The sequence below is a fragment of the Hymenobacter oligotrophus genome, from assembly GCF_003574965.1.
GTDB classification, from domain to species: domain Bacteria; phylum Bacteroidota; class Bacteroidia; order Cytophagales; family Hymenobacteraceae; genus Solirubrum; species Solirubrum oligotrophum.
In genome coordinates this window covers 191,749-212,907 of record NZ_CP032317.1, presented here as the reverse complement: position 1 = coordinate 212,907, position 21,159 = coordinate 191,749, and the positions used below count along the sequence as shown (strand labels likewise).

General features: G+C 63.3%; 15 protein-coding genes. 7 read left to right on the top strand and 8 right to left on the bottom strand.

Translation table 11 applies throughout. The features are described 5' to 3' along the window. Nucleotides 1-6: 6 nt before the first annotated feature. Nucleotides 7-927 carry a T9SS type A sorting domain-containing protein gene (locus tag D3Y59_RS00840; protein ID WP_119443315.1) on the top strand — a complete coding sequence of 307 codons (921 nt, stop codon included), beginning with the start codon at nucleotides 7-9 and terminating at the stop codon, nucleotides 925-927. A 273-nt stretch (nucleotides 928-1,200) separates the two neighbouring features. Beyond that, nucleotides 1,201-2,280, top strand: a complete 1,080-nt coding sequence (locus tag D3Y59_RS00835) for an esterase/lipase family protein (RefSeq protein ID WP_119443314.1) — start codon at nucleotides 1,201-1,203, stop codon at nucleotides 2,278-2,280. A 25-nt stretch (nucleotides 2,281-2,305) separates the two neighbouring features. Here the strand turns inward: D3Y59_RS00835 and D3Y59_RS00830 are convergent, their stop codons facing one another. The 3 genes from D3Y59_RS00830 to D3Y59_RS00820 all read right to left on the bottom strand — a co-directional run bounded on the left by D3Y59_RS00830 (nucleotide 2,306) and on the right by D3Y59_RS00820 (nucleotide 6,211). Continuing rightward, complete coding sequence (locus D3Y59_RS00830) at nucleotides 2,306-3,160, bottom strand: tetratricopeptide repeat protein (protein ID WP_119443313.1); 855 nt, start codon at nucleotides 3,158-3,160, stop codon at nucleotides 2,306-2,308. Further along, the gene (locus D3Y59_RS00825; protein ID WP_162910443.1) at nucleotides 3,132-3,656 is read right to left on the bottom strand and encodes a hypothetical protein; all 525 of its coding nucleotides are present in this window, start codon (nucleotides 3,654-3,656) and stop codon (nucleotides 3,132-3,134) included. The genes D3Y59_RS00830 and D3Y59_RS00825 overlap by 29 nt, the downstream gene beginning before the upstream one ends. 95 nt (nucleotides 3,657-3,751) lie before the next feature. After that, nucleotides 3,752-6,211, bottom strand: a complete 2,460-nt coding sequence (locus D3Y59_RS00820; RefSeq protein ID WP_240410451.1) for a glycoside hydrolase family 31 protein — start codon at nucleotides 6,209-6,211, stop codon at nucleotides 3,752-3,754. Nucleotides 6,212-6,362: 151 nt separating this feature from the next. Between D3Y59_RS00820 and D3Y59_RS00815 the strand changes: the two genes are divergently transcribed. Next, nucleotides 6,363-7,403, top strand: a complete 1,041-nt coding sequence (locus tag D3Y59_RS00815; protein ID WP_162910442.1) for a glycosyltransferase family 4 protein — start codon at nucleotides 6,363-6,365, stop codon at nucleotides 7,401-7,403. Nucleotides 7,404-7,418: 15 nt separating this feature from the next. Further along, nucleotides 7,419-7,907 carry a YdeI/OmpD-associated family protein gene (locus tag D3Y59_RS00810; protein ID WP_119443310.1) on the top strand — a complete coding sequence of 163 codons (489 nt, stop codon included), beginning with the start codon at nucleotides 7,419-7,421 and terminating at the stop codon, nucleotides 7,905-7,907. 437 nt (nucleotides 7,908-8,344) lie between these two features. On the opposite strand, the gene D3Y59_RS00805 is transcribed toward D3Y59_RS00810, so the two are convergent. Next, entirely contained in the window at nucleotides 8,345-10,402 is a 2,058-nt protein-coding gene (locus D3Y59_RS00805) for an alpha amylase C-terminal domain-containing protein (RefSeq protein ID WP_119443309.1), read from the bottom strand. A 137-nt stretch (nucleotides 10,403-10,539) separates the two neighbouring features. Then, nucleotides 10,540-12,627: an OmpA family protein gene (locus D3Y59_RS00800; RefSeq protein ID WP_119443308.1), complete on the bottom strand. Its 2,088-nt coding sequence runs from the start codon at nucleotides 12,625-12,627 to the stop codon at nucleotides 10,540-10,542. Between the two features lie 197 nt (nucleotides 12,628-12,824). Between D3Y59_RS00800 and ggt the strand changes: the two genes are divergently transcribed. Further along, nucleotides 12,825-14,579: a gamma-glutamyltransferase gene (ggt, locus tag D3Y59_RS00795; RefSeq protein WP_119443307.1), complete on the top strand. Its 1,755-nt coding sequence runs from the start codon at nucleotides 12,825-12,827 to the stop codon at nucleotides 14,577-14,579. Between the two features lie 122 nt (nucleotides 14,580-14,701). Here the strand turns inward: ggt and D3Y59_RS00790 are convergent, their stop codons facing one another. The 3 genes from D3Y59_RS00790 to D3Y59_RS00780 all read right to left on the bottom strand — a co-directional run bounded on the left by D3Y59_RS00790 (nucleotide 14,702) and on the right by D3Y59_RS00780 (nucleotide 17,355). Beyond that, entirely contained in the window at nucleotides 14,702-16,192 is a 1,491-nt protein-coding gene (locus D3Y59_RS00790) for a serine hydrolase domain-containing protein (protein ID WP_240410449.1), read from the bottom strand. Nucleotides 16,193-16,489: 297 nt separating this feature from the next. Further along, nucleotides 16,490-16,834, bottom strand: coding sequence for a hypothetical protein (locus D3Y59_RS00785; protein ID WP_119443306.1), 345 nt, complete (start codon nucleotides 16,832-16,834; stop codon nucleotides 16,490-16,492). Between the two features lie 158 nt (nucleotides 16,835-16,992). Further along, complete coding sequence (locus D3Y59_RS00780) at nucleotides 16,993-17,355, bottom strand: hypothetical protein (protein WP_119443305.1); 363 nt, start codon at nucleotides 17,353-17,355, stop codon at nucleotides 16,993-16,995. 282 nt (nucleotides 17,356-17,637) lie between these two features. On the opposite strand from D3Y59_RS00780, the gene D3Y59_RS00775 reads away from it, so the two are divergent. Both D3Y59_RS00775 and D3Y59_RS00770 read left to right on the top strand, forming a co-directional pair. Next, a complete protein-coding gene (locus tag D3Y59_RS00775) occupies nucleotides 17,638-20,556 on the top strand; it encodes a TIM-barrel domain-containing protein (RefSeq protein WP_119443304.1) in 2,919 nt (972 codons plus the stop codon). Nucleotides 20,557-20,665: 109 nt separating this feature from the next. Further along, nucleotides 20,666-21,121, top strand: coding sequence for a hypothetical protein (locus tag D3Y59_RS00770; protein ID WP_119443303.1), 456 nt, complete (start codon nucleotides 20,666-20,668; stop codon nucleotides 21,119-21,121). Nucleotides 21,122-21,159 lie beyond the last annotated feature (38 nt).

Here is a 21,159-nt window from a genome sequence, read left to right as displayed (position 1 = left end):
CCTGCTATGAAAAAACTCCTACTCCTACTCGGTATTACTGCGTGCTTCGGCGCCCAAGCCCAAACGCTGCCCAACAACGGTTTCGAGAACTGGACGGCCAGCGGCCTGCGCGAAAGCCTGAACGGCTGGTACTCCCTCGACGACCTGGTGGCCACGCAACTGCCCATATCCCTAGGTTTCGCCACCAAAAGCACCGACCGGCACGCGGGCAACTTTGCGGTGCAGCTGCAGAGCAAGCAAATTGCTTTTCCGGGTTTGCCATTCACGGGTTATGTGCCTTCGGTAGTGTTTGTAGGCTCTAAAATCAACCCGCAAAACCCCGAAACGGCGGGCGGCATACCCTTTACGAGCCGGCCGGGCAGCGTGCGGTTCTGGTACAAGCTCACCTTGGCTCCCAACGATTCGGCGGCGGCTTTGGCGGCGCTTTCGCGCGGGCCGCGCACTGCCCAGGGCAACTTTATTGGCACCGGCGGCCTCGATTTGCCCGCTCGCAGCACCTTTGGGCAAGCTGCCTACAACATCGAGTACGAGCCCGGCACGCTTACCCCCGACACCCTGCGCCTGGGTTTTGTGGTGGGCACCGGCAATGTGTCGGCCAGCTCTACGCTTATTGTCGATGAGGTAACGTTCGGCTCGCGGGTTACTTCCAACAAACAATCGGCTGCGCTGGCCGCAGCCCTGAGCGTGTACCCCAACCCCAGCAGCACCGGCGAGTTTGCATTGGCTTCGCTCGATAATCCGGCCGTAGCTACGGCCCCACTCAGCGTAACCGATGCCCTAGGTCGGGAGGTATACCGCGAGGGCGCCGCGCCGCGCGGCCTCTACAACGGCCGGGCCCTGCGCCTGCAAAACCAACAACCGGGCATGTACCTGCTGCGCCTCGAAACGCCCGCCGGCACGGTTACGCGCCGGTTGGTAATCCGGTAAGTGCGTGTTTAGAATTAAACAAAAACCCTTCTAGAACGTCATACTGAGCGCAGTCGAAGCATCTCACCGCTTCGTCGAACGAGCCCAAACGAAGCGGTAGAGATGCTTCGACAAAGCGGAGGCCAGATGAGCATGACCCAAACCTGATCTTCCCAACACGCGCCAAGCAACGGCCGGTTGCCTAGGTTGGCCGAGCAGTTTCTGACCTAGGGCATCGGCCCCAACTCACCCACACGTCGCCCGCGCGTCTTCGCGCACAAGCTCCACCGCAGCATGGCCAGCCTCAACCGCAATCCGCCCAACTCCGATTCGGCCGACGACAAGTCGCGCTGGCGGCGGGCCACGGCGGCTTTGCGCCGCGCAGCCACCGCTCCGCTTACCGGCGCCGAGGCTTTGTACCAAACCGGCCGCAGCTACCGCCACTTTTTGCTGCCGGCCCTCAACGGCGCCATCGGCGACCAGCTCGAAACCCGCGGCGACCACCGCGCCATTCAACTCAGCTTTCGGCGCCAAGGGGCCGATGTAGCCGTGGCCGACCTCGACCTAACCGACGGCACCAAACGCACCCTGGTGTGGGTGCATGGTCTGATGGGCGACGAACACATTTGGCAAACGGGCGCGCCCGAAGTACCCCGCTACGGCCCGCGCCTCGAGCAAGACCTGGGGGTGCGCAGCCTGTACGTGCGCTACAACTCGGGCCGCCACATTTCGCAGAACGGCCGCGAGCTGAGCCAGCTGCTTACGGCGCTGGTTGAGCAGTGGCCCGGCGCCATAACCGAGCTGGTGCTGGTGGGCCACAGCATGGGCGGGTTGGTTATCCGAAGCGCCGGCTATTACGGGCAGCAAACCCAGGCCCCGTGGCTAAGCCAACTGCGCCAGGTGTTTTTGCTGGCCGTGCCCAACGAGGGCTCTTTCCTGGAGCAACACAGCTTTCTGACGGCCCTGATGCTCCGCCGCTTCGATTTGCGCCTGGCGCGCCTGCTGGCCGATACCATCGATAGGCGCAGCAACGGCATCCGCGACTTGCGCCACGCCCGCCTGGTGGACGAAGACTGGCAGAACCCGCACGCCGACGACCTAGTGCCGCCTCGCACTCCTGTGCCGCCACTGCCCGGGGTGCGCTACCACGTACTAGCAGCCTCGCTGCTGAAGAACGCCGAATCGTGGCTGGCCCAGTACTTCGGCGACGGGCTGGTGGGTGGCAGCTCGGCCACGGGCAGCGTATTCAAGAGCGCGCCCTCCGACCACGGCCAGGTGCAAGTGCAGGTGTTTTCGCGGCAGCACCACGGCACCCTGCTCGCCAATCCCGAGGTGTACGAGTACCTGCGCACGCACCTGCAAGCCAGCGCGTAATTTCGTCAACTACCACGTCGGCGGCCTATTTGGCGGTTAGCGCCTGCGCTACCTCATGAGCGGTTATTTGGTGTGGGTAGTTCGCGTAAAATAGGTTGTCTTCGCTCATGCTGTAGCCTTGTTGCAGGTACTGGCGGGCCTGGGCTAGGTGCTGCTGAGCGCTGTTGGCTTTGCCCATGGCTTGCTCCGTAAGCCCTAGGTAGTAATGGGCGTCGGGGTGCTGGGGGTACTGCTGCAGGGCCTGGCGCAGGTAGTCGGCGGCTTTGGGCAGTTGATTGGCTTCGTATGCCACCACGCCCAAGTAAAACAGCGAGTTGAAATGCGCCGCCGTGCTGGCGTTGCCTTGCTGCTGGGCGGCCACATCGCGTAGCAAATCGGCTTCGGCGGCTTTTAGGTCGCCCAGTTCTAAGTGGCACAGGCCCCGATAGAACCAGTAGGTATGGTCCATCTGGTAGCCGCCGGGCACCAGCTTTTCGGCCTGCTGAAAGTCGCGCAGGGCGGCTGGGTAGTCCTTCGTGAAAATGCAGTACAGGAAGCCGCGGTAGGCGGTCCAGGTTTTGGGGTCGAGGCTTACGGCTTTGTCTTCGAGGGCAAAGGCGCGGGCGTAGTCGCCGTTTTTCAGGTACGGTATGGCTTTCTCCTGATACCCTACGGCAATGTTCGGGCAAGCGGCAATCAGGCTGTCGCAGTACACCTCCCAGTTGGGGTGGTTGTAGCCGTAGCGCTGAGCGCCCTTGTCGATGTACCGCTCAATCAGCTTGGTCTGATGGGCCCGATCAAGGCATGGGTCGGCAACGGTGGAGGGCTTGGCCTCGGTTTGGCAACCGCCCAAGCTCAGTAGGCCACCTAGGCTAAGGAGTAACGGCCACAACTTTTCCATCCTGAATGCGGAAGCTTAGCAGCGTGAGGTAATTGGCCGGTTCGCGGTTGGGCCCCGAAGCGCGCCGCCAATCGGTGAGGGTTTGCAAATAGGCATAAAGCGCCTCGACCAAGGCCGGCGCGAAATGCGTAGGGCGGTAGGCGGCATCGGTCTGCAGCACCTTGGTCCAGGGCAGCCGCTTGCCTTCGCAGTCGATGCCAAAGCGAAAGGTAATCAGCCCAGTACCGGTGTAGCGGCCATTTCGCTGCTGCAAAAAAGCCTGCGCTTGCCGGGCAAGGGTAGCCGAGGCAACTGGGTACTTGCCCTTTACTTGGTAGTACTGGTAGAACGGCGCACCACACCCAGGATTCCGCAGGCTGGTGGTATCCATGTATTCGCCGGTAGGCAGCACGATGCGTTGGGCGGCAGCCGGTGCCCCAGCCCACAGCAGCAAGCTTAGCGCCGCTGCCATGTGTTTCGCCCAGCGCCTAGGTGTACCCGTAGTTTGATTCTGCAAAAGCTGATACGGTTAAGCTTAACGGCACAACGATAAGCAAAAAGCCCTAGGTGCTGCGCAGCACCTAGGGCTTTTGAGGGTGGCAGTTGTACTACTTACGCCGTGCGCACTACCAGCTCGGCAAAACCAGCCGGCACCACCACCTGCGGTAGCTCCTGGCCGCCATTGGCCGCGGCGGCAACTTCTACCGCCAGCTCCTTGCCATCGGCCGTAACGGCCAGCAGCTCGGCACCTAGGGGCAGGCCGTGCAGCACCACGCGGCAAGTGCCCCAGCTGGGCGTCAGCTCGCCTTCGATTTCTTGCTGCAGCTTCAGGCCGGTAGCGTTGCCCGTTACGGTGTAGCGGCGCAAGGTGTATTGGCCTTGCTGGTAGCCGTAGCCTTCGCCGCCGTCGTCGTAAAGGGTGCTGGTTTCCTTGCCGTTTTTGTAGTACACGTGCAGCGTGAGCTCGGTTACGGGCAGTTCTTCCACGTACTGCATCACGGGGCGCAGCGGAATTACAGCCCCGGCGCGCACGTACAGCGGAATGCGGTCGAGGCCAGCGGGGGCCCACACCTCCGAGCCACCGTCGCGGGCTTCGTCGGTCCACCAGTAGTACCACTGGCCTTTGGGCAGGTACATCCAGCGGCCATCGGCGCCGGCTTGCGTTACGGGGCACACCAGCAGGTGGTCGCCGAGGGCAAACTCGGCCATGCGCTGGTACGTCTCGATGTCGTTCTGGTCGATGAAAGCCAAGGGGCGCAGCATGGGCGTGCCGTGCTGCACGTACTGCCAAAACGTGGTGTACATGTAGGGCAGCAGGCGGTAGCGCAGCTCGATGAAGTGGCGCGCCAGGTCGGTAAACTCTTCGCCAAACGACCAAGGCTCCTGGTCGCCGTGGTCGCCTGACGAGTGCGTACGGAAGAACGGGTGAAACGCCGCCAAGGCCACCCAGCGCACGTACAGCTCGCCATCGGGCGTGTTGATGAAACCGCCCACATCGGAGCCGATAAACGAGAAGCCCGAAATGCTTAGGCGCTGGCACTGAATGTTGGCCAACCACAGGTGCTCCCACGAGGCCACGTTGTCGCCTGTCCAGCCCGAAGAGTAGCGCTGCCCGCCTGAGTAGGTGCTGCGCGTGATGGTGAACGGCCGGTTGGGGTGCGCAAAGCGCTTCACGCCCTCGTTGGTGGCGCGGGCCATTTGCATGCCGTACACGTTGTGCGCCTTTTTGTGCGTGCAGGCGTTGCCGTCGTAATCGAAGCGTACGTCGTCGGGGAAGGTGCCTTTCTCAAACACGGCCGGCTCGTTCATGTCGTTCCACACGCCGCGCACGCCCACGTCCTCGATCAGGCCCTTAAACAATCCGCTCCACCATTCGCGCACCGTGGCGCGCGTGAAATCGGGGAAGTGACACAGGCCCGGCCACACCGAGCCCTTCATCAGCGGCCCGTCGCCGCGCCGGCAGAAGTAGTCGTTCTCAAAGCCCTGCTGCCACACCGGGTATTGCGGGTCGATTTTGATGCCCGGGTCGATGATAACGATGGTTTTGAAGCCGTCGTTGGCCAGCTCCTGCACCATCTTTTTGGGCTCGGGGAAGTGCTCGGGGTGCCAGGTAAAGCAGCGGTACCCGTCCATGTAGTCGATGTCGAGGTACAGCGCATCGCAGGGGATCTGGCGCTTCCGGAACTCCTCGCCAATGCCGCGGAACAGCTTCTCGGGGTAGTAGCTCCACTTGCACTGGTGGTAGCCCAGGGCCCACAGCGGCGGCAGCTCGGGCGTGCCCGTAAGGCAGCGGGTGTACTGCTGGGTTACTTCGAGCAGCGTGGGCCCGTAAATGAAGTAGAAGTTCATCTCGCCCCCGTGCGCCCAAAACGAGGTTACGTCGGCGCGCTCGGCAGCAAAATCGAAGTAGCTCTTGAACGAGTTGTCGAAGAACAGACCGTAGGCCAGCTTTTGGTGCAGGGCCATGAAGAACGGAATATTCTTGTAGAGCGGGTCGGAGCCTTTTACGTAGCCGTAGGTATCGGAGCCCCAGTTGCAGAAGCGCTGCCCGCGCAGGTTCATGTTGGCGGGCTTGTCGCCGAGGCCGAAGTAGTGCACGCCGGGCTGCACCTGCTGGCTCATCTTTACGATGTCGTTGCCCGACTCGTAGTCGTACTCCCAGTGGAAGCCCTTCTCGTACTCGCACAGCACCGCGCCCGAACGGTTGAGCAAGCGCACGTGCATGCCCTCCTTGCCCACGATGCAGATGAGGCGGCCCGTGGTGAGGCGGTAGTGGTCGTCTTTTTCGACAAACTCGAGCAGCGCCGTGGTTTCGCGCGCCGGCACGCCCCCCTCAAAGGCGTAGCTGAAATCGGGGGTGAAGTAACCGTCGGTGCTGTAACGAAAACGTAAAATTTTGTCGGTGATAACCTGCACGAGCAGCACCACCCCGTTGTCGGCGGTAAAGCGGAAATCGGCGGTACCAGGAACGACTTCGGCACTTACGACTTGGCCAGGCGTAAAATCCTGCTTAGCCTTCTGGGCCAAGTCGTTAATCATGTAATTGTTTTCCTGAATCGTGGTATTGTCCATGTCAGTTCAGGGTTGCGGCAAACTAGGTGAAGAAAGACGCCCGGCCGGAGGCTTCCGGTCGGGCTAGCGTGCAAGGTAAGCAGGTTTCGCGCGATTTATGTTGTTTGCCCACCTCCCGGGTGCTAGGTTAGCGCTGCCTCGTACACTGCTCATGCCCATGCTCAACCCCGCTTCTGCTTCTGTGCTGCTACTGGGCTGGGACGCCGCGTCCGAGGCGCTTCCGCTGGCCCGGGCACTGCCCGTGGCTGCCGCCGTTCAGCTGTGGCTTGCCGAGCCGGTTGCGGCCGCTGCCCTGCCTGCCAACGCCAGTTTGCAGCACCTAGGCGCCGGCGCGTTGCCCCCAGCGCCCGACTTCGCGGCCCTAGGTACCGCGGCCCCGGCCTACCCCAACGTTGGCGCCAGCGCCTACGCCACGGCCAGCAGTAACCCTGCCACCGAGCAGCCAAGCGGTTTTCGGGTGCCCGCAGCGCCTTACATCGGCCGCACGCCAACCCCCGCAGTATTGGAGCGCCAACCCGCCTCCGAGCCCGGCGTGCTGGAGGCGGCCGAACTGAGCAGCCAGTACACTACCCTTGCCGAGGCAGCCGACGACTTGCCCCTAGGTGCCCCCGCCGCCAACGCCGAGCCGGAGGCATCGGCAGCAACTACCGCCCCTGAAGGCAGCCCAACCGACGAGCTATTTTTTGCCGCAGCTGTGCCCGGGCAATTGGCACCGGCAGAGCCGTCGGCGGAGGTGGCAGCGCCCGCCCCACCCGCCGCATCAGCTTCGGAGCAGCCGGCCCCGTTGCCGAGTTCAGCCGCTGAGGTCGACAGCATGAACTTCCGCATCATCCAATACGCCCGCCACGCCGTGCGTTTGGCCCGCAGCACTACCTTTGATGTGATTTTCGCGCCGGATTGGCCGGTGTGGCTAGCCGGGGTTGAAATTCGGCACATTACCCACCGGCCGTTGGTGTTGCGCGTTACGCAGCTGGCCACCGACCTACTCTCACCCGTAGACCGCGGTTGGGGTGAGGCCCTGGAACGCTTGGCTCTCCCCCATGCCGACCGCGTGCTGGTGCCCGATCAACAAACGGCCGAGCGCTTGCAGGCCCTGTACCGCATACCCGCCGAGCGCCTGCAGGTGCAAGCCCCCGGCACTGCCCCCGACCTCACGGCTGCCTTCGTGCTCGACCCTCGCCTATTTGCTTAATCTTACTTTTGCCCCATGTCCAACGTCCCCGCTTTCACCCCCGAACATACCTTCGAAGCCCCGCTAGAACTTGATAGCGAAAGCGGCGGCGTGTTTGTGCTCATGCCTTTCGATGTAAAAGAAGTGTACGGCACCCGCGGGCAGGTGAAAGTGCTGGCAACGTTCGATGGCTTTCCGTACCAAGGCAGCCTCATGCCCCTCGGCGACGGTACGCACTGCCTGATTGTGCCCAAGCAGGTACGGGGCGCCATCGATAAAACCTGGGGCCACGAGGTGCACGTGGAACTAGCCCGCGACACGAACCCGCGCGTGGTGGAAGTATCGGAGGAATTTGCCCGCGTACTGGCCGCCGAGCCCGGTGCCCGCGAGAAATTCGACCTGCTCTCCTACACGCACCAAAAAGAATACACCCGCTGGATTGAGGCTGCCAAGAGCACCGAAATTCGATACGAGCGCATGCGCAAAGCCGTGGGCATGATTAAGGCCGGTAAGAAGCGGAGTTAAGGGCCTCACCCCCCGGCTGTCATTGCGAGGAGGCACGACATTCCGCGCATCAAGCGGCGTCAATCGGTCCTGGGCAGGGTACGCCCCTTCACCCAGCACTAAGCGAAATGCACCTAGGGCTGTAGCGCGGACTCTGCAAGTCCGCGTCCACAGATTGTAATTTATAACCCAGGACATCCGGCGTAGCGTGGACTTTACCCCGCGTTATCCAGCATGAAATCGTTGGGGTTATACTGCGCGGTACCAATCGTTCTGGCAAACGCGGGCTAAAGCCCACGCTACACCGCGCAACGATTGATTTTACTATCTGTGGACGCGGACTTGCAGAGTCCGCGCTACACTTCGCTTGGTGCTGAGGGAACGGTTGTGCCTAGCCCAGGACCGATTGCTTCGTCCTCCGTCCTCGCAATGACAGCGGCGGGAACGGTGCCATAGGTCTACTTAACCCGCTGCAGCACTTGGGCGGTGCGGGTGGGCAAGTACAAGCTCAGGAACGGCGTGCCGTGCTCATCGGGTTGGGTGAAGTGCTTGATACCCGCCGTAATGCGCCCGAAGCCGCCGAACTGCGGCTCGTCGGAATCGAGCACGGGTACGTAGCTGCCCGCCGAGCCGGCGAAGATGCGGTAATCGGGCAGGCTGCGCTCGGGGTGGAAGTTGAACACGAACACCAAGCCCCCGCGCTCAAAGGCCATTACCTTGTTGTCCTCATCGGTGTGCAGCAAACGGGCCGGGCCGGCGTTCAGGAAACGCGTGCGGCGCTCCAGGGCAATCATGGCCTTGTCGAACTGCAGCCAGGCGTGGTAGTACAGGTCGGGGTTGTCGGCCAACGACCACTGCCGGCGCGCGTGGTGGTGGCTCCAATTGTTGCCTTGGCGCGGAAAATCGACCCACTCGGGGTGGCCGAACTCGTTGCCGATGAAGTTCATGTAGGCCTCGCCGCCGGCACCTAGGGTTATCAGGCGAATCATTTTGTGCAGGGCCACGCCGCGCACCGTTTCGATGTCGGGCGAGTTGAGGCGCGACATGCTGCTGTACACCCGCGCGTCGAGCAGCCAGTGCGAGAGGGTTTTGTCGCCTACCAAGGCCTGGTCGTGCGACTCGGCATAGGCCACGGTTTTCTCGCCGGCGCGGCGGTTGCTGAGCTGGTGCCACAAGCCGCCGAGGTTCCAGTCTTCGTCGCGCTGATGCTTTAGGGTCTTAATCCAGAAATCGGGCAGGCCCATACCTAGGCGGTAGTCGAACCCGATGCCTCCTTCTTTCAGGGGGCGCGCCAGGCCCGGCAAGCCGCTCATGTCTTCGGCAATTAGCAAGGCCGATTTCTTGCATTCCTTCACCAGCGCCGTAGCCAGCTGCAGGTACAGAATGGCATCGTCGTCGGCTTCGGGGCCGAAGTACTGCGCGTACTCGGTGAAAGCCGTGCCCTCGCCGTGGTGGTGGTAGAGCATGCTGGTTACGCCATCGAACCGGAAGCCATCGAAGTGGAACTCCTCGAGCCAATAGCGCAGGTTGCTGAGCAGAAACTGCTGCACCTCGGGGCGGCCGTAGTCGAACAGCAGCGAGTCCCAGCCGGGGTGCTTGCCCCGTTCGCCCTTGTGGAAGTACAGGTTGTCGGAGCCATCGAGGTTGCCCAGTCCTTCGGCTTCGTTTTTCACGCTGTGCGAGTGCACCACGTCCATTACCACGGCCAGGCCGCGGCGGTGCGCCTCGTTTACGAGGTACTTTAGGTCTTCGGGGGTGCCGAAGCGGGCCGAGGGCGCGAAGAAGTTGGCCACGTGGTAGCCAAACGAGCCGTAGTACGGGTGTTCGGCCACGGCCATCAGCTGCACCACGTTGTAGCCCGCGGCCTGAATGCGGGGCAGAATGTAATCGGCAAACTCGCGCCAGGTGCCTACGCGGCCTTCCTCGAGGGCCATGCCTACGTGCGCCTCGTAAATGAGCGGCTCCTTCACGTAGTTGTTCACGCGGAACTGCTGGTCCGTCCACTGAAACGGCTGCTCGGGGCGCCACACCTGGGCTGCAAAATCCTTGCTGTGCTCATCTTGCACCACGCGGCGCACGGTGGCGGGCAGCCGGTCGCGCGCGCCGTTGGCGGCCACTATGTGTACTTTGTAGCGCGAGCCGTGCACCAGGTTCGGGAAGGTTTGCTCGCTCAGAAATACCTCCCACACGCCATCGGCACGGCGCGCGAGCGGCGTGTAGTGCCTATCCCACTGGTTGAAGTCGCCCATGATGGACACGGCTTCGGCAGCCGGCGCCCACTCCCGAAACCAGTAGCCGCGGCGGCGCGCATCGTAGTGTAGCCCGAATTGCTGGTGGCGGCAGGCGTAGCGGGCCAAAGAGCCGCATTCGGCCTGGATTTCGGTTAGTCGCTGCTCAAAGCGCGCGAGCCGGCGCCGAATTACTTCGGCAAAAGGAGCCAGCCAAGGGTCTTGTTGCACCAAGGGCAGTTGCGGTTCGGCAGCAGTAACCGGGGCAGTAACTTCGGCAGTATCCATCGGAGCAGGCGTTTGGTTCGGGGCAAAGGTAAGCGCCTACCGGAGTGGTACGCGGCCGTGCCTTGGCCCGACCAAGTTGTTAAATAAACTACGCAAATAAAAAGGCCGAAACGACTAGCGCCGAGTGGTGCGCATCGCTACTCCGTTACCACAAGCTCTACACGTCGGTTTTTGCGCCGGTTGTACTCGTTGTCGTTGGGCGCTACGGGTTTACTGCCGCCGAAGCCCACGGTTTGCAGGCGCGCAGCCGCAATACCCTGCCCCACCAAATACTGCTGCACGTGCTGCACGCGCTCCTCCGAGAGCTTCACGTTCAGCTTGGGGTCGCCTTGGTTGTCGGTGTGGCCCTCGAGGCGAATTTTAAGGTCGGGGTTGTCTTTGAGCACCTGCACCAGCCGATCGAGCTCGGGCTGCGAGGTGGGCAGCAAATCGGGCTTGCTCTGCTGAAAAAACAAGTTGTTGAGAGCAATGCGCTGCCCGGCCGATAGCGGCGTAAGCAATATGTCGCGGCTGATTTCGGAGTACTGCGCGTTGGTGCTCAGGTCAAGCGGCTCGGTGGTGGACAAGTAGCCGGTGGCGGTGGCGCGCACCACGTAGGCCGAGCCGCCGGGCAAGGTTAGCTGAAAGCGACCCGCCGTAGCCGCGCGGGCCTCGCCGGCGGCGGTGCCCTTGGGCTGCAGCTCCACCTTAATATCGGCTACTATGGGTTGGTTGGTGCGGGCATCGAGGGTGCGGCCGCGTACCAGAACGGTGGCTTTGGGGCGCAGCGCTGGCGGCAGGGCTACGCGGTAAAGGTCGTAGTTGCCGCGGTCGTTGGTGCCTACCAAAAAAGCATGGTCGCCGGAGGCTGTAACGGAGAAATAACCGTCGTCTTGCAGGGTGTTGATGCCCGGCCCTAGGTTCAGCGGTGGGCTCCACTTCGTCCAGGTTTCGTCGAGGCGCGTGGTCACGAAAATGTCGTCGCCGCCAAAGCCGGGGTGGCCGCTGGAGGCGAAATACAGCGTGCGGCCATCGGGTGCCAAGTACGGGGCGTAGTCGTCGCCGGGCGTGTTGATGGTGGCACCTAGGGGTTTGGGCTCGGTCCAGTCGCCTTTGGGCGTTTGGTGGCTCACGTACAAGTCGCACTTCTGCGGGTGCGTGGGCGCATCGAGGGCCAGCAGCATCACGTTGCCCGATGCGGCCAGAAAGTAATCGGCGCGCTCGGCGGCGGGTGGCAAAGCCCGAAAGCGCACCTGCTCGGGCGTGCTCCAGCTGCCATCGGGGCGGCGGCGGGCCACGGAGGCGCCGCGCTCGGGCCGGCTGCTGCCATCGGGCTTGTAGAGGTTCATGAGCAAGGCCGTGTTGCCATCGGGCGTGATGCTTTCCACGGCGTTGTTGCCCTCGTTGTTGAGCGGTTTACCTAAGGGCTGCACATCGGCGTAGCGGCCATCGGGCTGGCGCTGCGCCACAAACACGTCGAGGTTTTGGGCGTCGCCTTGGCGCACGTCGCGGGCAAAATACAGCTGGCGGCCATCGGGGCTCACGCGCGGGTTGGTTTCGCGCACGTCGGGCTCGTTTAGGGCCAAGCCCAAATGCTCGCGCTGCATGGTAAGCGGCAGGTCGGGCGCTAGCCTGATGCTGGCCTTGTGCCAGGCACGCAGCCGATCGAGGCGCAGCTCGGCCTGGCGGCTGGCGTAGGGCCCTAGGTAGGTGCCGTAGGTGCGCAGGGCGGCTTGCTTCCAGACTTCGGCGCCGTCGATGTAGTAGCGGGCTTCGTTGCCGTGCACCAGCACGCGCAGGGTGTGCGGTTTGCCGCTGGCACTGCCCGGCACGGCGGTGGCCGGGCGTAACTCTTCCCACTTGCCTTTCTGCCAGCGACCAATCACGTAGCTGCGGCCGTCGTTTTCGAGGGCGAATACGTTGCCGTTGTCGTCGTCGGCAGCGCCCCAAAACAAGCCGCCGCGGCCGTCGCCTTGTTGCTGCACGGTGGCCTCGAGGGCGTAATCGGCTCCTAGGTTCAGGGGCAGGGTTTTCAGCTCGAGGCTCACGCCCTGCTGGTTGCGCACGCGATAGGTACCGGCCTCAAAGGCAAAGCTGCCGTTGGCATCGGCGGCCACGCGCCAGCCCTGCCGGTTGTCGTCGAAGGTATCGTCGAGCAACAAGTTGGGCGGTAGGGTTTGGGCCGAAGCGGCCGGCGCCAGCACGCCAAGCAGAAACAGGAAAGGCAGACAGGAACGGTGGTGCATGGTGTGGTTGTCGGCTATTAGCTGTTAGCTTTTGGCTGTTAGTGGTCAGTTGTCAGTTTAGAGTTGTCGGTTGTTAGTCATCAGCTGTTACTGTTGGTTGTCCTTCATTTGCCTTATTGCCCAACGCACTGACAACTCTCAACCATCAACTAACAGCTAACAACCAATTCAGACACCAACAAACGTAATTTAGCTGCATGCTCCACCGCTCCTTCCTTGCTCTGGGCCTTGCCGCTGTGCTGGCTGGCTTGCCCGCTTGCCAACGCCAACCAGCCACCTACACCACCGCTGCCGGTGCCACTGCCCTACCGGCACCTAGGGCTGCGGCACCCGTTACGGCCCGCCAGGCCATGGTGGTATCGGCGCACCCCGAGGCCACGCGCATTGGCCTGGAGGTACTGCGGCAAGGCGGCAACGCCTACGACGCAGCCGTGGCGGTGCAGTTTGCTTTGGCCGTAGCGCTGCCTGCGGCGGGCAATATTGGCGGCGGCGGGTTTGTGGTGTATCGCCATGCCGATGGCTCGTTGGGTACTCTCGATTTCCGCGAGAAGGCACCGCTGGCCGCTTCGCGCGATATGTACCTCGATGCGCAAGGCAACGTGCGCCCCGGCCTGAGCACCGATGGGCACCTGGCCGCCGGCGTGCCGGGCACCGTGGCGGGCATGGTGGCGCTGCACCAAAAATTGGGCAAGCTGCCGTGGGCGCAGTTGGTAGCGCCTTCGGTTGAGTTGGCGACTCAGGGCCTGCGGCTTACCGCAAAAGAAGCGCAAGGCCTGAACGACACCCGCGCCGATTTTCTGCGTCTGAACAAGCACGTGCCTGTGTACGCCCACCCCGAAGGCCGCCCGTGGCAAGCCGGCGACGTGGTGAAGTACCCCGAGCTGTCCGCGGCCCTAGGTCGGATTCGCGACCAAGGCCGCAACGGCTTTTACCAGGGCGAAACGGCCCGCTTGCTGCTGGCCGAAATGCAGCGCGGCAACGGCATTATCGCCCAAGCCGACCTCGACCAGTACCAACCCGCGTGGCGCACGCCGCTGCGTGGCCGCTACCGCCAATACGAGGTGATCAGCATGCCGCCACCCAGCTCGGGCGGTGTGGCCTTGCTGCAAATGCTGCAGATGCTGGAGCCCTACAACCTGGGCAAGCTGGGCTGGCACTCGGCCGCGGCCGTGCACCTGATTACCGAGGCCGAACGCCGCGCCTACGCCGACCGCGCCACGTACCTAGGCGACCCTGACTTCGGCCGCGTGCCCGTAGCGCAACTGCTCGACCACAAATACCTGCGCACCCGCACGCAAGGCCTCTCCCCCACTGGTCCGGCTTCATCGTCGGCGCAGGTGCAGGCAGGCGCGGCCTTGCCCCCGTACGAATCGGACCAAACCACGCACTACAGCATTGTGGATGCGCAGGGCAATGCCGTAAGCTGCACCACCACGCTCAACGGCCGCTACGGCTCCAAAGTAGTGGTGCAGGGCGCCGGCTTTTTGCTGAACAACGAAATGGACGACTTTTCGGCCAAGCCCGGCGTGCCGAATATGTATGGCGTAATCGGCGGCACGGCCAACGCCATTCAGCCCGGCAAGCGCATGCTTTCGTCCATGACGCCCACCATCGTTACCGAAAACGACCAACTGCGCATGGTAGTAGGTACGCCGGGCGGCAGCACCATCATTACCTCGGTGCTGCAGGCCACGCTTAACGTGCTCGATTACGGCTTCGATCCGCAACAGGCCGTGGCGGCGCCGCGCCTGCACCACCAGTGGCTCCCCGACCACATCGATGTGGAAGAAGGCGCCCTCTCCCCCGCTGCCCGCACCGAGCTGGAGCACCGCGGCCACAAGCTAAACCCGCGCAGCCCGTGGGGCCGCATCGACATGATTGAACGGCGCAAAGACGGCACGCTGGTAGGCGGCGCCGACCCGCGCGGCGACGACACGGCAGCGGGCTACTAAACAGCCCTAGGTATCCTTGGCCACATAGTAGGCAGGCCGCCGCATCAATCAAAAAAAGCCCCACCGCTTACTGGTGGGGCTTTTTATTGCGTATTTAAAAGGCGGCGGACTTCGGAGCCGCGTTAATTTTTGAGGTACTCGGCAGCGGCTTTATTTTGCGGGTTCAGCTGCAGAGAGCGGGCGTAGTTTTGGGTAGCTAGCTTTTTGTTGCCTAGCTCGGCGTAGGCTTCGGCCAGGCTATCGTAGGTGTTGGCGCTGTTGGGGTATAGGTGCACGTTCAGCTGAAATACCGATAAGGCATTGGCGAGCTGCCCTTGTTGCATCAGGATGTAACCCCAGGCATTCACGTCGGCTTCCGAGAGCTGGTAATTGGGGTTTTGGCGCTTGGCTTTGCGCACCTCGGCCTCGGCGTGCTGAAAGCCGCGCTGGCGCAGCGTGCGGTGCAGGGTGCGCACTACGGGCGGCAGGCCAAAGCCATCGGCCGCGCGCATGTCGGGGATGTAGCAGGCGGCCAGCTCGTCGATAAAGCGCTCGGGGCTGGCGCCCTGCAGGTTGGTGAGCACAACGATGGCGAGGTCGTCGTGGGGGTACACAAACACGGCCGAGCGGCCGCCGCCTACGGGCGCCACGGCGCGGTGCTCGGGCCTGTCGACGGTAGGCCAACCTAGGGCGTAGCCGTTGAGCTTACCACCGAAGCTACGCTGCGAGCCGTCGTTGAGGCGGCCGGGCGTCCAGAGCGTGGTCAGGCTGGCGGGTTGCAGCAGCTTGTTTTGCTGCAGGGCAATTAGCCAACGAGCCAGCTCCTCGGCCGTGGAGCTCATGCCCGCTGCCGTGCGCAGCGAGGGCGGAAATACTTCAAACAAATTGCGCATTTGCTTGCCGCGGCGCACTTGCCCGTCGATGTACTGCGTGTAGGTGTAGCCGCGGGCGGCGTTGGGCAGCACGTCGTGGGCGTCGCCGGAGCTTGTACGAGGCATGCCTACTACCTCGAGCTGCCGTTGCCGGATAAACTCGGCAAACGGCTGCCCGCTGAGCTTATCGATGAGTTTGCCCAGCAGCAGGTAGTTGGTTTGGTTGTAGGCAAACTGCTGGCCGGCCGGAAAATCGAGCGGCTGGGTTTGCACCTGCGCCCAGGCGGCTTTCTCGTTGTTTTCCGTCACCATCGCAACCTCGGGCATGATATCGGGCAGGCCCGAAGTGTGCGTGAGCAGCTGCCGCACCGTAACCGGGTGCCAGCTGGCGGGCAACTCGGGCAAGTAGCGCCCCACCGGCGCGCCTAGGTCGAGCTTGCCGGCCTCAACCAACTGCATGGCTGCCACGCCCACAAACGCCTTGGTGATGGAGTTGAGAAAAAAGCGCGTTTGCTTGGTTACCGGCACCGAATCCTGCACGTTGGCAACGCCGTACTGCCCCAGCTTTTCGATGCGGCCGTGGCGCACCACCGCCAACTGCAAACCGGGAATGCGCAGCTGCCGCATGGCCTGCTTCACCAACACATCAACGCTATCGGTGGCAGGGGTTTGCGCTTGGGCCTGCACGTCGGCGGGCCGGCTCAGCAGCGCAACCAAAGCGCCACCGATGATAAACGAGAGTAAGCGGAAAGATTTTTTCACTACAGCTGAGAAATAAATAAGACGATTAATTGCTGCCGGAGATGCGCTACCGCACCTCACAAGTGAGCAGATGCAGGCTGTGGGCGCACCGTTGCCCAGCTAAATAATATATATTAATTCTAATATTGATTGACCACCAGCCGGGTGTTTGGCCTGTTGGCCAGGCCTAGCACGCCGAAGCCCCGGTGGCGCTTCGCCAACGGGGCTTCCGGGTATTGTTGGGCAGAGCGCTACTCCGCACCTGCTGCAATCTTCAATAATGGGTGTGGCTTGTTTTGCAAGCCCTAGGTCCGGGGTTTAGCGCAGCTTGTCGGCAGCGCTGCTCAGGGCTTGGCTTAACTGCTGAATTTCGGGCCCCGATGCGCCGGCGCTTTCGGCGGCGCGCTCGGTGTACTCGGCCAGGGTTTCCAACGATTGGCGCACGCGGGCTTTGTCGGGCGCGGCGGTTTGCAGCAGGTCGTTCAGCCGATCAAGCTCCGAGGCAATGTCGGAAAGCTGGTTGTTGGTGGAGCGGCGCAAGGCCTGGGCCCACTCCCGGATGTAAGGCTGTGCCTGCTGGCCTTGTTGCAACAAATCAGGGCTTTGCAGGGCTTGCAACGTAACGTCGAACTGCGGGTGGTTTTCCGATCCGGAGGCTTGCATACTCGTCGAGGGTTTGGGTGGCGGCTAACGGTTGTTGCCTAACCTACGTTGGCAGCGCCGCGGCGTTGTGCCCGCCGGGCGCCCCTGCAGCCAACGGCCCACCCTGCCACCTAGGCGGCGGGGTGGGCCGAACCTACCGGATGCGGCAAAGCAACAGGCTAGCCCTGCAGCTGAGAGGCAGCCGACGACAGCGCCTGGCCGAGCTGGCGCAGCTTGTCCTGCGATTGGGCATCGGCCGACTCCGCGGCCCGGGTTGTGTGCTCACCCAACGTTCTCAACGACTGCTGCACCTGCATTGCATCGGGCGAGCCGCCGCGCAACGAGTCGTTGAGGCGTTCCAGCTCGGAGGCAATGCCCGAGAGTTGGCCGTTGTTGGAGTTGCGCAGGGTGCTGATCCAGCCCTGAATGTTTTGGCCGGCTTGCGGCGCGAGGCTTTGCAAGTCGTTGTTTTGGAGCGCCTGCAGGGTGGCATCGAGCTGCTGCGAACCGGCTTGTGCGTTGTTGCCTTGCTGATTTTGCATGGTACTTGGGTTTTGGTTGAAGAATACTGTCCGAACCCCGCGCGCCGGTAATTGTTGTATTAATTTTCGCTTAACACATTAACTTTCAAATAATTAAAACAAAGCCAAAGCACTTAGGTTATGCGTCTGGCGCCGGCCCCACGCTGCCCGCGGGCAGCCGTTATGCCCTAGGTTAGGGGCGTAGCAGGCCGGCCTTGCAGGGGCCTGCAGCCCGGTTGCCCAAAGCTGCATTGGGCCAGCTGCCGCAAAGCGGGTATTTTGCCGCTTCATACGCCCTTGCCGATGCCCCTGCACGTTACCCGTTTGCTGCCCTTATTGCTACTGACCACCGCCGCTCCTGCCCTGGCCCAGCGCGAAGGCGGCGCCCCGCCCACCACCGACCCGTTTCAGCGGCCCGAGGCGCCCATCAGCAGCATCGGCAATTACCAAAGCCACGCGCTGCAAGGCCGCGTGCTCACCATCCGCACCACCAGCGGCGCCACCGTGCGCGTGCAGCCGTGGTTTGCACCCGGGGCCGGCTTCAGCGGCGAGGCCTACCGCGTCGACTTTTACCCCAGCGGCTCGCCTGCCCCCCGCGACTCTTCGGTAAGCCTGCGTTTGCAGCGGCCCATCACGGCGTTCAGCTCGGCGCCCGGCCGCGGCCAGGCCATTACGCAGCAGCCCAAACTGCAGCAATTGGCCACTGCGCTGCGCGTAAACCCGCAGCCCCTAGGTGGTTTGCTCGAAGTAGTGGTGCAGAAGAATCCCTTGCGCATCAGCTTTATGCGCGGCGCCGATACCCTGCTGGCCGACGCCGGCGGGCTGTATACGCGCCAGGCCAACCTGGCTACCGCTGCCGGCGGCGCGGGCGTGAGCTTCCGCCTCAGCTCCACCGAGCACCTGTACGGCACGGGCTCGCGCGCTTTGCCCGTCGATCGGCGCGGCCGCAAGCTCGCGCTCTACAACGTGGCGCACTACGCCTACCAAAACGGCGACCCGCAGCTGAACACCACCCTGCCGGTGGTGCTGTCGTCGCGCGGGTACGGCCTGTTCTTCGACAACCACGCCCCTGGGACTTTTGACCTAGGCGCCACCGAGCCCAACGTGCTGCGCTACGACGGCGAAGGGTTGGAACAACTGACGTACTACCTGCTGGTAGGCGAGGCGCCGCGCCCCAACCAAGGCGCCGCCGATGTGGAGTCGCAGCCGTTTCAGCAAGTATTGGAGGCCTACACCACCCTTACGGGCACGCAGCCGCTGCCACCGCGCTGGGCACTGGGCCTGATACAGAGCCGCTTTGGCTACCGCACGCAGGCCGAAACCGAAGGCATTGCCCAGAAAATGCGCGCCGCCAACTTCCCCATTGACGGCGTGGTGCTCGACTTGTACTGGTTTGGCGGCACCAAGCGGCAGGGCGATTTTGCCTGGGACGCGCCCAACTTCCCGAACCCCATGCGCATGATGCGCCGCCTCGATTCGGTGGGCGTCAAAACCATCCTGATTTCGGAGCCCTACGTGATGCGCACCTCCCGCAACGACGCGCTGGTGCGCAGCCGGGGCTTGGTGGGCCGCGACCAAAAAGGCCAGCCCTACACCGTAGAGTCGTTTTGGGCCGGGCCGGCCACGCTGCTCGATATGTTTCGGCCGGCCACGCGCCAGTGGATGTGGGAGCAGTACGACCGCCTGAAGCGCGACGGCGTGGGCGGCTGGTGGTTTGACCTGGGCGAGCCAGAAAACCAGCCCTTCGACATGGTGTACGACGGCGGCCCCACGCGCCAAATTCATAACGCCTACGGGCAGGCCTGGGCTTCTATCCTGAGCGAAAACCATTACGCCAAGTACCCCACCGAACGCCTGTTTTTGCTGGCACGCTCGGGCTGGGCCGGCATGCAGCGCCACAGCATATTTCCGTGGTCGGGCGACATTAACCGCTCCTGGAGCGGCTACCAGGCGCAGGTGCCCATTATGCTGGGCATGGGCCTGTCGGGCGTGGGCTACATGCACTCCGATGCGGGCGGCTTTTGCGTAGGCCCCTACGATGCCGAGCTGTACACCCGTTGGCTGCAGCACTCTTCGCTTTCGCCCATTCTGCGGCCGCACGGCGAAGGCGTACCGCCCGAGCCCGTGTACTACCCCGAGCCCTACCAAAGCACGGTGCGCCGCTACGTGCGCCTGCGCTACTCGCTGCTGCCCTACCTCTACACCCTGGCCCACGACAACACCATTACCGGTGCGCCCCTGGCGCGGCCGATGAACTACGAGCATCCCACCGACGAACGCCTGGCCAACCTCAACGACCAGTACCTGCTGGGCCGCGATTTGCTGGTGGCACCCGTAACGCAGCCCGGCCAGCGCCGCCGCAACGTGGTGCTGCCCCCCGGCACCTGGGCCGATTACCGCACCGGCGCGCCGGTGCGCGGCGGCCAAACCATCGGGGCTGCTTCGCCCCTAGGCGAAATTCCGCTGCTGGTGCGCGCGGGGGCGTTGCTGCCCCTGGCGCCCGTGGGCCTCAACACCACCCAAGCCCCCACCGATACGCTGTACGTGCGCTACTACGCCGCCCCCGGCGTCAAGTTCTCGGAAAGCAAGCTGTACGAAGACGACGGCAAAAACGCCCAAGCACTAGCCGCCGAGCAGTACCGCCGCTGGGCCCTGCGCGCCAACAACACCGGCGCTGAGCTGCAACTCACGCTGGGCCAAGAGCTGTACCCCGGCAAAGGCTACCCCAACGAGCCTGCCCGCCGCACCGTGCAGTGGTGGATACCCAGGGTAGCCGCTGCGCCCGCCTCGGCCACCCTCAACGGGCAGCCCCTGGCCTCGTCGGCGTGGCAGTACGATGTCGCCACGCGCACGCTGCGCATCAACACGCCCCAGGCCCGCGGCCAAAACGTGGAGCTGGCCTTGCGCGGTTTGCGCCTGCTGCCTGCCGAGGCCGTGCAGCCCGACCGCGCGCCGGTGGCATTTACCCTAGGTGCCGTAGCCGACCGCAGCACCAACAGCGGCACCGAGGTGCAGTACCAAGTGCACCGGCCCGGTCAATACAACGTGCAAGTGCGCAACGCTACCGGCAAAGTAGTGCGCACCTTAGCCGCCAACGGCACCACACCCGGCGAGCGTACGCTGCGCTGGGATACCCAAAACGACCAGAAACAGCCCGTACCGGCCGGCGTTTACTACTTCGAGGCCCAAGGCCAGCGCCAACGCATACTGGTGATGCGCTAGCCCCTAGGCTCCGCCAAGTGTAGCAGCCCCGCTCCAGGTTACGTACCTAGGGCGGGGCTGCTTGCTTGGCTGTAGCGTGGCACCATTACCAGCCCCAAAGCATTGCCCCATGAAGCAAAAAGTGAAGGAATGGCTCCGCCGCTACCTGCCCGCCGAGGTACTCTCGGTGGTGGCTACGCTGGTGTGCGCGGCTTGGGCACACTGGGCCACGGGCAACCGCATAACCACGGCGCTGGCCGGCACCTGGGGCGGCAACGCGGCCTACTTCGGCTACATCTTGCTGATTGATGTGCTGCACGCCCGCCGCACGCGCCAAGCCCACGGCAAATCTTACACCGGCCGCACTTTCCTGAAAAACTTACGAGCCTTATTTGTAGAGTTTGGCGTGGCCGAACTGGCCGACAGCTTCGTCATTCGGCCGGGGCTGATGTACGCATTGCCGGCTATGGTAGGCAGCCTCTCGGGCGGCATTCTGCTAGCCAAGCTGCTGGCCGATGTTACGTTTTACGTGCCGGCCATCATCAGCTACGAGCTCAGCAAAAAGCGCCTGCGCAAGTTCGAGTAGCCCAATCCTGCCTGTAGCACGGAAATTTATTTGGTGAC

Bases quoted from the DNA above. Each gene is read 5' to 3' on its own strand.
- D3Y59_RS00770 (WP_119443303.1), top strand. From the start codon at position 20,666: ATGAAGCAAAAAGTGAAGGAATGGCTCCGCCGCTACCTGCCCGCCGAG.
- D3Y59_RS00840 (WP_119443315.1), top strand. From the start codon at position 7: ATGAAAAAACTCCTACTCCTACTCGGTATTACTGCGTGCTTCGGCGCC.
- D3Y59_RS00805 (WP_119443309.1), bottom strand. From the start codon at position 10,402: ATGGATACTGCCGAAGTTACTGCCCCGGTTACTGCTGCCGAACCGCAA.
- D3Y59_RS00830 (WP_119443313.1), bottom strand. From the start codon at position 3,160: ATGGAAAAGTTGTGGCCGTTACTCCTTAGCCTAGGTGGCCTACTGAGC.
- D3Y59_RS00820 (WP_240410451.1), bottom strand. From the start codon at position 6,211: ATGGACAATACCACGATTCAGGAAAACAATTACATGATTAACGACTTG.
- D3Y59_RS00815 (WP_162910442.1), top strand. From the start codon at position 6,363: ATGCCCATGCTCAACCCCGCTTCTGCTTCTGTGCTGCTACTGGGCTGG.
- D3Y59_RS00835 (WP_119443314.1), top strand. From the start codon at position 1,201: ATGGCCAGCCTCAACCGCAATCCGCCCAACTCCGATTCGGCCGACGAC.
- D3Y59_RS00800 (WP_119443308.1), bottom strand. From the start codon at position 12,627: ATGCACCACCGTTCCTGTCTGCCTTTCCTGTTTCTGCTTGGCGTGCTG.
- D3Y59_RS00785 (WP_119443306.1), bottom strand. From the start codon at position 16,834: ATGCAAGCCTCCGGATCGGAAAACCACCCGCAGTTCGACGTTACGTTG.
- D3Y59_RS00775 (WP_119443304.1), top strand. From the start codon at position 17,638: ATGCCCCTGCACGTTACCCGTTTGCTGCCCTTATTGCTACTGACCACC.
- ggt (WP_119443307.1), top strand. From the start codon at position 12,825: ATGCTCCACCGCTCCTTCCTTGCTCTGGGCCTTGCCGCTGTGCTGGCT.
- D3Y59_RS00810 (WP_119443310.1), top strand. From the start codon at position 7,419: ATGTCCAACGTCCCCGCTTTCACCCCCGAACATACCTTCGAAGCCCCG.
- D3Y59_RS00780 (WP_119443305.1), bottom strand. From the start codon at position 17,355: ATGCAAAATCAGCAAGGCAACAACGCACAAGCCGGTTCGCAGCAGCTC.